Origin of the sequence: Streptomyces sp. ICBB 8177 (assembly GCF_003144095.1) — a bacterium.
In the GTDB taxonomy this organism is placed as follows: Bacteria; Actinomycetota; Actinomycetes; order Streptomycetales; family Streptomycetaceae; genus Streptantibioticus_D.
In genome coordinates, this window is record NZ_NSKH01000023.1 from 529,335 (window position 1) to 542,971 (window position 13,637).

General features: G+C 73.8%; 13 protein-coding genes. 11 read left to right on the plus strand and 2 right to left on the minus strand.

The annotated features are described in order from the left end of the window. Nucleotides 1-172: 172 nt before the first annotated feature. From proP to CK485_RS22810, 5 genes are all read left to right on the plus strand, one after another. Nucleotides 173-1,699: a glycine betaine/L-proline transporter ProP gene (proP, locus tag CK485_RS22790; RefSeq protein WP_199239515.1), complete on the plus strand. Its 1,527-nt coding sequence runs from the start codon at nt 173-175 to the stop codon at nt 1,697-1,699. 293 nt (nt 1,700-1,992) lie between these two features. Next, a complete protein-coding gene (locus CK485_RS22795; RefSeq protein WP_109453726.1) occupies nt 1,993-2,394 on the plus strand; it encodes a hypothetical protein in 402 nt (133 codons plus the stop codon). Next, a complete protein-coding gene (locus CK485_RS22800; protein WP_109453727.1) occupies nt 2,391-2,846 on the plus strand; it encodes a roadblock/LC7 domain-containing protein in 456 nt (151 codons plus the stop codon). Before CK485_RS22795 ends, CK485_RS22800 begins: the two co-directional genes overlap by 4 nt. Nucleotides 2,847-2,947: 101 nt before the next feature. Then, complete coding sequence (locus tag CK485_RS22805; protein ID WP_109454353.1) at nt 2,948-3,322, plus strand: hypothetical protein; 375 nt, start codon at nt 2,948-2,950, stop codon at nt 3,320-3,322. A 136-nt stretch (nt 3,323-3,458) separates the two neighbouring features. Further along, a complete protein-coding gene (locus CK485_RS22810) occupies nt 3,459-5,348 on the plus strand; it encodes a chloride channel protein (protein WP_241968540.1) in 1,890 nt (629 codons plus the stop codon). A gap of 54 nt (nt 5,349-5,402) precedes the next feature. Here the strand turns inward: CK485_RS22810 and CK485_RS22815 are convergent, their stop codons facing one another. Next, nucleotides 5,403-5,849 (minus strand): MarR family transcriptional regulator, encoded by a 447-nt coding sequence (locus CK485_RS22815; protein ID WP_241968601.1) that lies wholly within the window; start codon nt 5,847-5,849, stop codon nt 5,403-5,405. A gap of 206 nt (nt 5,850-6,055) precedes the next feature. On the opposite strand from CK485_RS22815, the gene CK485_RS22820 reads away from it, so the two are divergent. From CK485_RS22820 to CK485_RS22840, 5 genes are all read left to right on the plus strand, one after another. Beyond that, on the plus strand, nt 6,056-6,442 hold the full coding sequence (locus CK485_RS22820; RefSeq protein ID WP_109453729.1) for a RidA family protein: 387 nt from the start codon (nt 6,056-6,058) through the stop codon (nt 6,440-6,442). A 46-nt stretch (nt 6,443-6,488) separates the two neighbouring features. Further along, on the plus strand, nt 6,489-7,253 hold the full coding sequence (locus CK485_RS22825) for a GNAT family N-acetyltransferase (protein WP_109453730.1): 765 nt from the start codon (nt 6,489-6,491) through the stop codon (nt 7,251-7,253). A 162-nt stretch (nt 7,254-7,415) separates the two neighbouring features. Continuing rightward, complete coding sequence (locus CK485_RS22830) at nt 7,416-10,205, plus strand: SpoIIE family protein phosphatase/ATP-binding protein (protein ID WP_109453731.1); 2,790 nt, start codon at nt 7,416-7,418, stop codon at nt 10,203-10,205. 107 nt (nt 10,206-10,312) lie between these two features. Then, entirely contained in the window at nt 10,313-11,587 is a 1,275-nt protein-coding gene (locus CK485_RS22835) for a VWA domain-containing protein (protein WP_109453732.1), read from the plus strand. After that, entirely contained in the window at nt 11,587-12,381 is a 795-nt protein-coding gene (locus tag CK485_RS22840) for a hypothetical protein (protein ID WP_199239481.1), read from the plus strand. The genes CK485_RS22835 and CK485_RS22840 overlap by 1 nt, the downstream gene beginning before the upstream one ends. Before the next feature lie 99 nt (nt 12,382-12,480). On the opposite strand, the gene CK485_RS22845 is transcribed toward CK485_RS22840, so the two are convergent. Next, the gene (locus tag CK485_RS22845; RefSeq protein ID WP_109453733.1) at nt 12,481-13,068 is read right to left on the minus strand and encodes a hemerythrin domain-containing protein; all 588 of its coding nucleotides are present in this window, start codon (nt 13,066-13,068) and stop codon (nt 12,481-12,483) included. Nucleotides 13,069-13,254: 186 nt separating this feature from the next. On the opposite strand from CK485_RS22845, the gene CK485_RS22850 reads away from it, so the two are divergent. After that, nucleotides 13,255-13,578, plus strand: a complete 324-nt coding sequence (locus CK485_RS22850; RefSeq protein WP_109453734.1) for a DUF6479 family protein — start codon at nt 13,255-13,257, stop codon at nt 13,576-13,578. The last annotated feature ends 59 nt before the right edge of the window (nt 13,579-13,637 follow it).

A 13,637-nucleotide genomic window follows, 5' to 3' on the forward strand; every position in this document is an offset into this window, starting at 1 on the left:
GGTCCGGCGGCACGCCAGCGGATGAGCGGAACGATCGCCTCCGCCGAGGGGATGATGGACGGGCGCTCCCGCTCCCCACCCCAGCCGTCGACGGGATGACATGAGCACTGGCCCGACACCGCCACCGCGCAGGCCCACCACCGGCCACGGCGGCCACCCGGCGACCGACCGCATGCTGCGCATCCTGCTGCGCCGCCGCAAGCGGTCGCTCAGCCTGGAGGACGTCACGGTCACCGACCGGCCGGCGGTGCGCCGCGCCATCTCGGCCGCCGCCATGGGCAACACCATGGAGTGGTTCGACTTCGGCGTCTACGCCTACGTCGCCACCACCCTCGGCAAGGTCTTCTTCCCGTCCAGTTCGCCCGGCGCCCAGGTGGTCTCCACCTTCGCCACCTTCGCCGCGGCCTTCCTGGTGCGTCCGCTGGGCGGGCTGGTGTTCGGCCCGCTGGGCGACCGCATCGGACGGCAGCGGGTGCTGGCCGCCACGATGATCATGATGGCGGTCTCCACCTTCGCGGTCGGCTTCCTGCCCTCCTACGCCTCGATCGGCTTCGCGGCGCCCGTCCTGCTGCTGGTGTGCCGCCTGGTGCAGGGCTTCTCCACCGGCGGCGAGTACGCGGGCGCCACCACGTACATCGCGGAGTACGCCCCGGACACCCGGCGCGGCTTCCTCGGCAGCTGGCTGGACTTCGGCACCTTCATCGGCTATTCGCTCGGCTCCGGCCTGGTCACCGGCCTGACGGCGGCGCTCGGCACCGACGGGATGACGCACTACGGCTGGCGCATCCCGTTCTTCGTGGCGGGCCCGATCGGCATCGTCGGGCTCTACCTGCGGCTGCGGCTGGAGGAGACCCCCGCGTTCCAGCGGGAGGCCGAGCAGGCGCACGCCGAGGCCGAGGCGCTGCGCTCCCAGGAGGGCGGCACCGACCCGGTCGAGGAGGCGCGGCAGTCCGGCCGCGGGCGCCTGAAGGAGATCTTCACCGAGCACTGGCGGGCCGTGCTGATCTGCATGGGACTGGTGCTGCTCTACAACGTCACCAACTACATGGTGACGTCCTACCTGCCGACCTACATGACCTCCACCCTCGGCCAGGGCGACACCACGGCCCAACTGCTCGTGCTGGGCACCATGGTCGTGGTGGCGCTGACCATCACCACGGTCGGGCGCTCCTCCGACCGCTGGGGCCGCAGGCCGGTCTTCCTGTTCGGCAGCGCCGCGCTGATCGCGCTGTCCGTGCCCTCGTTCGCGCTGATCCGGCTGAACGGCATCCTCTACCCGGCGATCGGCTGCCTGATCCTGGGCCTGCTGCTGGTCTGCTTCGCGGGCACCTCGGCCGCGACCCTGCCCGCGCTCTTCCCGACCCGCATCCGCTACGGCGCCCTGTCGATCTCCTTCAACGTCTCCGTCTCGCTCTTCGGCGGCACCACCCCGCTGGTCGCCTCCGCACTGGTGGACGCCACCGGCGACCGGATGGTCCCGGCGTACTACCTGATGGGCGCCGGAGCGGTGGGCCTGGTCTCGGCGGTGCTGCTGCACGAGACCGCGGGCAAGCCGCTGATGGGATCCGGGCCGATGGTGGAGACCCCCGAGCAGGCCCACAGGCTGGTCGCCCGCAGCCGGGTGGCCGCGGGGCGCCGGGCCCGCGACGTGTGGATCCGGGTCCGCCATCCGCGCGCCCGCGACCACTCCGGGCGCTGAGGCGCCCTACGCCCACCGCCGTACCCGCGCCGTCGTACGGGACAGGCGGCCGGGATCGCCCGCGCCGGAGGGTCGGCGCGGACCGCGCCCGAGGTCGTACCGTGACCGCGCCCGTCCGCGCGATGCCTCGGCGCATATGCCCGGGCAAAAGGCCAAGAGCATAGCCATCCACGCGGCCCCGCACCGGGAAACCGGCGAACCGCCGCCGGGCGGTGGCACGTTGCGTAACCTCTTCGTCACTCGGCACCACCGGGTCCGGCCCGGTCAGGTGTGCCACGCACGGAGGGAGACGTGTGCCCGGAATCGACGAGTGCCTGCTGGAGGCGATGCTGCTGCCGGGGGCGCGCGGTGCCGCGCTGGTGGACTGGGTCAGCGGCCTGCCCATCGGCACGGTGGGGGAGTCGCCGGGCGGTGACCACGAGATCACCGCGGTCGAGACGGCGGAACTCGCCCGGCTGGCCGGCGAACACCACGTCTTCACCGCTCCGGCCGGGCCGGGCGCGGCCGCGGACGCCGACATCGCGGTGGAGGACGTGGTGGTCACCACCACCAACGGCTACCACCTGCTGCGGTTCGTCGACTCGCCACTGGACACCTGCGTCGTGGCCTACCTGTGGCTGGACCGCGACGAGGGCAACCTCGCGCTGGCCCGCATCCGCCTGCGGTCGCTGGCCGAACGGCTGGTGCTGGTATGAGACGCGTGCTGCGTCCCCGTCCGGAACGCGGGCTGCCGGTGGTGGAGGCGGCGCTGGGGGAGGAACTGCGCAGGCTGCGGGCCCGGGTCCCGTCGCTGACCGGGTCCGTGGTGGCCGCCCGCGACGGCCTGGTGCTGGCCCGTGACCTCGCCACCGGTGACGCCGACGCGGCGGCGGCGCTGACCGCCGCGGCCATGGGCGTCGCGGTCCGGATGTCCGACGACGCGGGCCACGGCGCCCTGCGCGAACTGCTGGTGCGCGGCGAGAACGGCTACGTCGCCTGCTACCTGGCGGGCTCGGCGGCCGTGCTGACGGTGCTGGCGCAGGCCCGCATCAACGTCGGACGGCTGCACCTGGAGTCGCGCGTGGCGAGCGGCCGCATCGGCCGGCTGGTCGACGCCGCCCTGCGGGAGCCCCCGGCCTCCCTTCAACTCCCTTACCGGCAGTGGTAGTCGGCATATCCGGCGACACCACTCACCCATTTCCCACCCGACACATCGCACCGCCAACGCCACGCGGCGATGACGCGTGCCAGAAAGGACCCGTGAACGACATGGCCAACGTCGAGGCTGCCCTGAAGGAAGCGATGACCGGCATCGAGGGATCCCTCGGGGTCGCGCTGGTCGACTACACGAGCGGCATGGCGCTCGGCACGCTGGGCGGCGGCAAGGACCTGGACCTGACCGTCGCCGCCGCCGGGAACACCGACGTGGTGCGGGCCAAGGTCCGCACCATGGAGATGCTGGGCCTGAAGGAGGAGATCGAGGACATCCTGATCACCCTCGACACCCAGTACCACCTGATCCGGCTGATGAAGGCGCGCGGCAGCAAGGGCCTCTTCCTCTACCTGGCGCTGGACAAGACGCGCGCCAACCTCGCCATGGCCCGCCACCAACTGCGCTCCATCGAGGGTGACCTGGAACTCTGACGCCCGGCAGCCCGGCGTTCCCCGGCGCACCTCGGCGCCGGGGGCACGCCGCTGAGGGTCCGGCTGCCGGACCGGCGGACGTCCCGCCAGGTGGACGCCCACTGGATTAAATATTGCGCTCTGCAATACTTGCATCATGGACGCAATACCCGTGGACCCCACGACCCGGCGCCGCGCGGCCCACCTGGGCGACTTCACCGTGCGGCCCAGGATGCTGCTGATCACCGGCTTGGCGCTGCTGGTCGGCGCCGCCGGAGCCGTGGCGGCCCTGGCCCTGCTGCGGCTGATCGGGCTGGTCACCAACCTCGTCTTCTACCAGCGGTGCGCCACCTCGCTGGTGGCACCCGGCCACGCGCACCACCCCTGGTGGCTGGTGCTCGGCGCGCCCGTCGTCGGCGGCCTGGTCATCGGCCTGATGGCACGCTACGGCTCGGAGAAGATCCGCGGTCACGGCATGCCCGAGGCGATCGAGGCGATCCTGACCGGCGGCAGCCGGGTCGCGCCCCGGGTGGCCCTCCTCAAGCCCGTCTCGGCGGCCATCAGCATCGGCACCGGCGGCCCCTTCGGCGCCGAGGGCCCGATCATCATGACCGGCGGGGCCATCGGCTCGATCCTCGCGCAGGGCATGAAGCTGTCCGCCGACGAACGCAAGACCCTGCTGGTCTCGGGTGCGGCGGCGGGCATGGCCGCCACCTTCAACTCCCCGGTGGCGGCCGTGCTGCTCGCCGTCGAGCTGCTGCTGTTCGAATGGCGTCCGCGCAGCTTCGTGCCGGTCGTCGGCGCGGTGGCGGTCAGCACGGTCTGCCGCGGCTTCCTGCTGGGCACCGCCCCGATCTTCCCCGTCGCCACCGCGGGGCTGAAGGTGACGGCGGGCGACACCGCGTTGTGCGTGGTGGCCGGCGTGCTCGGCGGCGCGCTGGCCGTCGCGGCGACCTGGCTGGTCTACCGCGCGGAGGACGGCTTCGCCCGGCTCCCGTTCCACTGGATGTGGTGGCCCGCGATCGGCGGCGCGATCATCGGCCTCGGCGGCCTGGTGGAGCCCAGGGCGCTGGGCGTCGGCTACGACGTCATCGACCAGCTGCTGACCGGGCGGGCGACCGTCTCCCTGATCATCGGCATTCTGGTCGTCAAGACGCTGATCTGGGCGCTGTCGCTGGGCTCCGGCACCTCAGGAGGCGTGCTGGCGCCGGTCTTCATGATCGGCGGTGGCGTCGGTGCCGCCGAGGGGCTGGTCTTCCCGCACGTCGTCCCCGGTTTCTGGGCGATGACGGGGCTCGCCGCGGTGGTCGGCGGTGTGATGCGCTCACCGCTGACCGGTGTGGTCTTCACCCTGGAGCTGACGCACGCCTGGGGAGCGTCGCTGCCGCTGCTGGTCTCCTCGACCGCCGCCTACGCGCTGTCCGCGCTGCTGCTCAAGCGGTCGGTGCTCACCGAGAAGATCGCCCGGCGCGGACTGCACCTGACCCGCGAGTACTCCGTCGATCCGCTGGAGGGCTTCTTCGTCGAGGAGGTCATGGACCGCGACCCGACCGTACTGCGCGGCGACGACAGCCTGGACGCCGCGATCGCGGCGATCCTGCGCCCCGGCGAGGCGGCGCGCGACGGCCGGCGGCTCTTCCCGGTGGACCTCGGCGGCGAGGACGCCCCGCTCGCCGTGGTCACCCGCCGCCGGCTGCTCGACGCCTCCGCCGAGGCGCCCGCGGTGAACCCGGCGGCGACCGTGCGGGACGTGAGCCGCCCGGCCGCGGTCGTGCTGCGCCCCGACGACACCCTGCGGCGCGCCGCCTACCTCTTCGCCGAGCACGGCGTCACCCAGGCCCCGGTCGTCGGCCACGGCCCCGGTGGGCGGGTCGTCGGCACGATCGCGCTGCGGCACCTGCTGTACGCGCGGCGGCACGACCTGACCGAGGAGGTCCACCGCCAGCGGCTCCTGCCCCGGCAGGGCCCCGGGCGCTCGACCGTCGTCGGCGGCTCCGGTGCTCGCCGCGCGGTGGAACCGGCGCGCCGGGAAGCCGCCGACGTCTGACGCGGCCCACGCCGCGGGTCCCGCCGCCTCCGCGGTGTTCGCGGCCCGGACGCCTCAGATGCTCCGGGCCGTGCGCTCCGCGGGCCCCGGCTCCGGGCCCGTCAACGCCTCGTCGGCCGCCCCCGCCAGCGCCCGCAGCGAGCGGACCAGGCCGGTGCGCTGGTCGGCGGGCAGACGCGAGACGATCGCGCGGATCTCCCGGCGCCGGTGGTCCATCACCCGTTCCACCAGCCCGGCGCCCTCGGGCGTCAGGCGCAGCAGGACCTCCCGGCGGTTGTCCGGGTTGACCTGGCGGTCCACCAGCGCCTGCGCCTCCAGCTTGTCCACCGTGCGCATCGCCGTCGACGGATTGACGTCCAGCGCGGTGGCGAGCGCGGCGAGCTTGACCGGGCCCTCGCCGTCCAGCACGACGAGCGTCCGCAGCTGGGGCAGCGTCAACGTGGTGTCGATGGCGGCCAGCGAACGCGCCGAGATCGCCACGAACAGCCGCGAGGCCGCCATCACGACCTCGCCGACCTCCTCCACCGCCGCGTCGTCCAGCGCCTCCCGAGGCGTCTGTCGAGGTGTCTCACGGGACGTCTGCCGGGTCGGCGGAGCATCGCGATTCGCCTGTCGCACCATGAGGCTGTTATACCGCTTTCGAACGCGCGTCCCGGCGGACGCGGAGGCCAGGGGCCCCGGGCGCCGGGCAGGTGAGGAGAGATCGCATGCGGCACGTCACCCGTCCCGACGGCATGCCCCCGGTGAACGGCTACAGCCACGTCGTGGCCGCCGCCGGCACCCTCGTCGCGGTCTCCGGCCAGGTGCCGATGGACGCGGACGGGCACGTGGTCGGCGAGGACGACGCCGCCGCGCAGGTCCGGCAGGTCTTCGCCAACCTGCGCACCGCGCTGGCCGCCGCGGAGGCGTCGCTCGCCGACGTGATCAAGCTGACGGTCTTCCTGACCGACCTGGCCGACCTGCCCGCGTTCCGCGCCGTACGCGACGAGTTCCTCGACCCCGAGCGCCTTCCGGCCTGCTCCCTGGTGCGGGTCGCCGCGCTGGTCCACCCCGCCTTCCGGGTCGAGATCGACGCGCTCGCGGTGACGCCGTGACCCCGCCACTTCCCGACCCCCGCACCGCAGTTCCTGGAGTGATCAGATGACCGACGCCCGGCACCCGCTGGACAACCCGGCGCGCTCCGCCCTTATGGGCCCGCACGCGCACCTCGCGCAGCGACGCGGCAGGGTGCTGCGGTACCCGGCCGACGTCTGCCCGTTCGTCGCGCTGCCGGACGACCCGGACGCGGCGGACTGGGCGGACGCCGCCGCGCTGGCCGGGCCGGGCGGCACCGTCGTGCTGGCCGCGGTGGACACTCCGGCGCCCTCTGACTGGCCGGAGACGTTCGCCATCGGGTGCGTCCAGCTCGTCGACGAGAGCGTGGCCGCCGAGCCCGACCCGGAGGCGGTCGTGCTCGGCCCGGCGGACGTGCCGGAGATGCTGGACCTGGTCGAGCGCACCCGCCCCGGCCCCTTCCTGCCCCGCACCGCCGAACTCGGCACGTACCTCGGCATCCGGCGCGGCGGGGTGCTCGTGGCGATGGCGGGGGAGCGGATGCGCCCGCCGGGCTGGACGGAGATCAGCGCCGTGTGCACCGACCCGGGCCACCGCGGTCAGGGCCTGGCCGCCCGCCTGATCCGGGCCGTGACGGCGGGCGTGCGCGAGCGCGGGGACCGCGCGTTCCTGCACGCCGCGGCCGACAACACCGGGGCGGTCCGGCTGTACGAGGCGCTGGGGTTCGGTCTGCGGCGCATGACGGCGTTCCGCGGGGCGCAGGTGCCGGACGACGCGACCGTACGGTGGGCGCGGCGCGCGGACGACGCGGCAGGCGGCCTGCCCGAAGGGCCTCGCGAGCCGGTCGGCTGAGTCACCCGTACAGCCCCGCCCGTCCGGCCCGTCCGGCCCGTCCGCACGGCCCCGGGCGGGTCCTGGTCGCCGCACAGGGAACGCACAGTGCGCCGGGTCCGGCCCGGCGACGTCTCACCTCCTGCGTTGGCCTGTCGCGGTCGGGCAGTGTAGACATGGCGTATGCCCCGTTTCCGGGGCCGGTCCTGGGCTCCGTCGGCCCGCCGTGCCACTGATCGGCGCCCACGGGGTCGGCCTGATCACCCGAGTCGAGCCGGCAGCCAGGACGCACGCGAGCGCCGGGTCCGGCGCCCGGACGCCGAGCGGCGCCGATGGCTGGGACTGAGCGTGCGCAGCCTGGCCGGCCAGGTCTTCGTGCTCCAAGTGGTCATCGTGCTGCTGCTCATCGCCGCCGCGGTGGGCGAACTCGTCGCGCAGTCGCACCACGACAGCACCCAGGAGGCCCGCAACCGCTCGCTCGCCGTCGCCCAGACCTTCGCCAACTCACCGGGCATCGTCGCCGCGCTGGCCTCCAAGGACCCGACCGCGATCCTCCAGCCGAAGGCCCAGCAGGTGCGGGCCACCACCGGTGTGGACTTCCTCGTCGTCACCAACACCAAGGGCATCCGCTACACCCACCCGATCCGCAACAGGATCGGCAAGAAGTTCGTCGGCGACATCTCCCAGCCACTGGCGGGCCACCCGGTCACCCAGACCGTCAACGGCACCATCGGCCGCCTGGTACAGGCGGTCGTCCCGGTCTTCGACGCCAGGGGCAAGGTCGTCGGCCTGGTCTCCGCCGGCATCACCATCAGCAAGATCAGCAACGTCACCGACCGGCAGCTGCCCATCCTGCTCAGCGGCGCGATCCTGGCGCTCGGGCTGTCCACCGCGGGCACCGCCCTGGTCAGCCGCAGGCTGCGCCGCCAGACCCACGGCCTGGGCCCGGCCGAGATGACCCGGATGTACGAGCACCACGACGCGGTGCTGCACTCGGTGCGCGAGGGTGTGCTGATCGTCGGCGAGGACGGCCGGGTGCTGCTGGCCAACGACGAGGCGCGCCGCCTGCTGGACCTGCCGCCCGACGTGGAGGGCCGCCCGCTGGACGAGCTGGGCCTGCCGGGGCAGCTGGCGGAACTGCTGCGGTCCGGCTCGGCCGTCACCGACGAGGTCTTCAGCGCCGGTCCGCGGCTGCTGGCCACCAACATCCGTTCCACCGACCGCGACGGCGGCCCGCCCGGCACCGTGGCCACCCTGCGCGACTCCACCGAGCTGCGGGCGCTGACCGGCAAGGCGGACCAGGCCCGCGGGCGGCTGCGGCTGCTGCACGACGCCAGCATGGCCATCGGCACCACCCTGGACGTGCGCCGCACCGCCGAGGAGCTGACCCGGGTGGCCGCCCCGAGCTTCGCCGACTACGTCACCGTCGACCTCGCCGAGGGCGTCCTGCTGGGCGAGGAGCCGACCCCGGGCGAGGCCATGCAACTGCGCCGGGTGGCGTCCGGCGGTGTCCGCGACGACGCGCCGCTCTACCCCGTGGGCCAGACCATCACGTTCGCCCCGAGCACCCCGCAGGCCAACAGCCTCAGGACCGGGCGCGCGGAGCTGGAACCGTCGCTGGCCGACGCCCCCGACTGGCAGGCGCAGGACCTCGAGCGCACCCGGCAGGTCATCGACTACGGCATCCACTCGCTGATCGCGGTGCCCCTGCGGGCGCGCGGCGCGGTGCTGGGGGTGGCCAACTTCTGGCGCTCCGAGCAGCCCGCCCCGTTCGAGGACGACGACCGGTCGCTCGCCGAGGAACTGGTGGCGCACGCCGCGCTGTGCGTCGACAACGCCCGCCGCTACACCCGCGAGCACGCGATGGCGGTCACCCTCCAGCACAGCCTGCTGCCACGCGGACTGCCCGAGCAGAACGCCCTGGAGGTCGCCTACCGCTACCTGCCCGCGCAGGCCGGGGTCGGCGGCGACTGGTTCGACGTCATCCCGCTGCCCGGCTCACGGGTGGCGCTGGTCGTCGGCGACGTGGTGGGCCACGGACTGCACGCCGCCGCCACCATGGGGCGGCTGCGCACCGCGGTGCACAACTTCTCCTCCCTCGACGTGCCTCCGGACGAACTCCTCGGCCACCTGGACGAGTTGGTCAACCGCATCGACCAGGAGACCCCGGCCGCCGGGGACGAGGCCGCGATCACGGGCGCCACCTGCCTGTACGCCACGTACGACCCGGCGAGCCGGCGCTGTGTCATCGCCCGCGCCGGGCACCCGCCGCCCGCGGTCGTCCACCCGGACGGCCGGGTGGAGTTCGCCGAGGTGCCCGCGGGCCCGCCGCTGGGCCTGGCCGTGCTGCCGTTCGAGACCACGGAGGTCTTCCTGGAGGAGGGCAGCCGCCTGGTGCTCTACACCGACGGCCTGGTCGAGAACCGCGACGAGGACATCGACGTGGGCCTGGAGCGGCTGCGCGGCGTGCTGGCCGAGGGCGAGCGCACCCCCGACGAGACCTGCTCCGCCGTGCTCGACTCGCTGCTGCCCGCCCACCAACGCGACGACATCGCGCTGCTGGTGGCCCGCACCCGGGTGCTCAGGCCGGACCAGATCGCGGACTGGGAGGTGCCGTCCGACCCGGCCGCGGTCGGCACGGTGCGTGCCGACGTCACCCGCAAGCTGGAGGAATGGGGCCTGGAGGACCTGGCGTTCACCACCGAGCTGATCCTCAGCGAGCTGATCACCAACGCCATCCGCTACGCCACCGGGCCGATCCGGGTGCGACTGCTGCGCGACCGCAGATTGACCTGCGAGGTCTCCGACACCAGCAGCACCGCACCGCACCTGCGGTACGCGGCGAGCACCGACGAGGGCGGGCGCGGGCTGTTCCTCGTCGCGCAGTTCGCCGAACGCTGGGGGACGCGCTACACGCCGGAGGGCAAGGTCATCTGGACCGAGCAACAGCTCGAACCCTCCTGGGAGTTCTGACCGGCGGGCGAGGCGGCAACCTTCCGGCCGCACGGAGACGCCGGCGCCAAGCGGTGCTTCACGGGCGGGATTTGGGCTGACCACCGGACCTTCAATAACATCCGGCGATGATCACAAGAAAGCGGTTGGCGGCCTGGCTGGGCACCGCCCTGCTCACCGTCGCGACCTGCGGCGCGCTGCCCGCGCCGGCGTCCGCCGACGCACCCGGTCCCCAGGCGGCTCCCAAGGTCGAACTCGTCCTGGACGTCAGCGGTTCGATGAGCACCGAGGACATCGACGGCCAGTCGCGGATGTCCGCGGCCAAGCAGGCGTTCGACGAGGTGCTGGACTCCACGCCGGCCGACACCCAGCTCGGCATCCGCACCCTCGGCGCCAACTACCCGGGCAACGACCGCCGGGTCGGCTGCCGCGACACCGCCCAGCTCTACCCCGTCGGGCCGCTGAACCGGGACCAGGCCAAGGCCGCGGTCGCCACCCTCAACCCGACCGGCTGGACCCCCATCGGCCCCGCGCTGCTGGCCGCGGCCAAGGACCTCAAGGGCGGCACCGGCAGCCACCGCATCGTCCTGATCACCGACGGCGAGGACACCTGCGGGCCCACCAACCCCTGCGAGATCGCCCGGCAGATCGCGGCGCAGGGCGTCGGCATGACCATCGACACCCTCGGCCTGATCCCCGACGCCACCACCCGCGACCAGCTCAGCTGCATCGCCGAGGCGACCGGCGGCACGTACACCACTGTGCAGCACCGCCAGCAACTGACCAACCGCGTCCAGCAGTTGGTCCAGCGCGACACCGACCCCACCGTCAACCCGGTGCCGGTGCAGGGCGGCCCCGACTGCGCCGACGCGCCCACCGTGCGGCCCGGCCTCTACAGCGACCGCGAGACGTTCTCCGAGAACCGCTGGTACAAGGTCGACGTCGACCCCGGCCGGGAAGTGCGCGCCGCGGTGAGCGTCTCCGACGACCGGGCGGTCGACCCCGACTACGGGGTGCTGCTGCGCGCGGTCACCACGCACGGGCGGGAGATCGTCCGCGACGCGGAAGCCGGCAGCGGCCGCACCGACATGGTCTCCGCCGGGGTGCGCTACCCCAAGCCGAAGACCGACTCCGGCTCCGGCGACCAGCCGACGGCCGAGACGGTGTGCCTGGAAGTCGGGAACTCCTTTTCCGCGCCGCCGTCCGTCAGGACAACCCCGGGCCTGCCCGTCGAGTTGTCCATCGGCCTGGTCGCCTCCCCGCACCAGGCGTCCGACGTCGCCTCCTTCGGGCTGGGCGACGGCTGGTGGCTGCTCGGCCTGCTCACCCTCACCGGGTTCATGGCCGGCGTGCTGTGGGGCTGGCTCTCCCGCTGGCGCGTCGCGATCTGGAGGACGAACTGATGCGTGCCGCTCGACCGACCCCGATCGCCGGAACCGGTGCCGCGCTGCTGACGGCGGCGCTGTTGGGCCTTGGCCCGGCCACCCCCGCGCTCGCCGACGACAGCGCGAGCCCGAACCCGTCCGCGAGCGCGAGCGCAGGACCGCCCACCGAGGCCGGAACCGACTTCCGTACCGCCACCGCGATCCAGCAGGGCGAACGCGCCACCGCCGACGCCTCCACCGGCGACTACCTGTACTGGGCCTTCCCCGGCGACACCGGCCAGGACATCACCGTCAAGGCCACCGTCACCTTCCCCTCGACCTCGGTCACCCACGCCGCGTCCACCTGGCAGATCGACGTCTACGACGGACTGCGCCGCCACCAGCCCTGCCGCTACGGCATGGCCTCGCGGCAGGCGGACCCCGGCGCCACCAGCGTCGAGCTGTCGTGCACGCTGCGCACCGTGCAGTCGTACGCGGACACCTGGTCGAACGACCCGCTGCGCGGCGCGTACTACATCCGGCTCACCGCGACGGACATCGCCCAGACGGACCTGGGCCTGCCGGTCCAGGCGGCCGTCGAGGCCACCGCCTCCGACGCGGGCGGCTCGGCCGCGGCCGACGGGTCGGTGACCCCGCTGGTGCCCGGGGAGTCGGCCTCCGTGGTGCCGTCCGGCGGCTGGTCGTCGACCTGGTGGTCGGCCCGCTGGCTGTGGAGCGCGGGCGGCGCCGTCCTCGCCGCCCTGGCCGGGATCGGCGGCTACGCGCTCACCCGCGGTCGCGGCAGGCCGCGCGGCATACCGCGCGAGAGGTGAGCGGCGCCGCGGTGCCGTGTCGTCGGTGAACACCTCGCGCACACGCGGGCACCGGCGGCCTCCAGGTCCGCCGGTGCCCGCTGCCGGTGATCCCTCGGGTCACGCGCGGCCGAGGCCCTCCATGGCGTCCTTCACCCGGTCCAGCAGTGAGGCGAACGGCCCGATCATCCACTGGGAAGCGGCCGAGCCGACCACCCCCGGGTGCGGGCGGGTCGGCGCGAACTTCTCCACGGTGCGCAGCCGGTGCCCCATGTGACGGCGCTGCTCGGGCGTGCACCCTTCGAGGACCTGCGGGAACTCCTCGCGTTCCTCCATCTCGGCGTGGTGCGAGACCATCCGCTCCAGCCGCCGCAGCGCCGGGTCGAACTCCAGCCGGGAGACGTCGAACACCTCCAGGTCCGCGAGCGCCCTGGTGATGTGCTCCTCCTCCTCGTTGCGGGCCTCCGTCACGTCGGATCCCACGCACTTGCAGGACGCGCGGCGCAGCACCATCTCCTCGCCCGCCTCGTGCACCGCGAGCGTGGCGCGCAGCTCGTGGAAGAGCCGCCGCTTGTCCGTCTCGTCCTCCGCCCCCAGCACGGCGCCGAACAGCTCCCGCACCCGTGCGTGCTGCTCCAGCAGGATGGCGATCACGTCGTCGTCCGGGAGCCGGTCGGCCGGTGCGCGGTCTTCGGTCGCGTGGTTCATGACACCCCAAGCCTTCCGTCATCGGCGGTGCCGGACCGCCGCCGAGCCGAGCGCGGCGCCTCGCACGCGCCTGTCCGTTCTACCGTCTGACCGGTGGAGGGCCCCCGCAAACCGGTCGCAGGCCCGGCGGATGAGCCGACCGGGGGATGTCCGAATCATCCGGACCGGGCCGGGTAAGCGCTCGGCATGAAGGCACTCAGCGTGAACCTCGCCGCGCAGGACCTGGACGGCATCTGGCCGATGCTGGTCTTCGGCGGCCTCGCGGTCATCATCCTCATCGGAGCGGTGGTGCTGGGTCTGCGCCGCCGCGAGCCCCCGGTGCCGAAGGAACCCCAGCTCAGGGCCGGTGCCTGGCACACCAGGCAGGAGTACGGCGAGCAGACGCCGCCGGACCACGGCCCCGGGCACCAGGACTCCCTGCCGCACGGACCGCAGGAGCCGCCGCAGCCGCCGCCCGAGGTGGCCCGCGGCCACCGGCGCCGTCCGCACGAGTTCCGCGACCACGCCTGAGCCGGCCCCGCGACCGCGGCCGTTCACGGGCGGCCGCGGTCGCCGTCGTCCACCGGCAA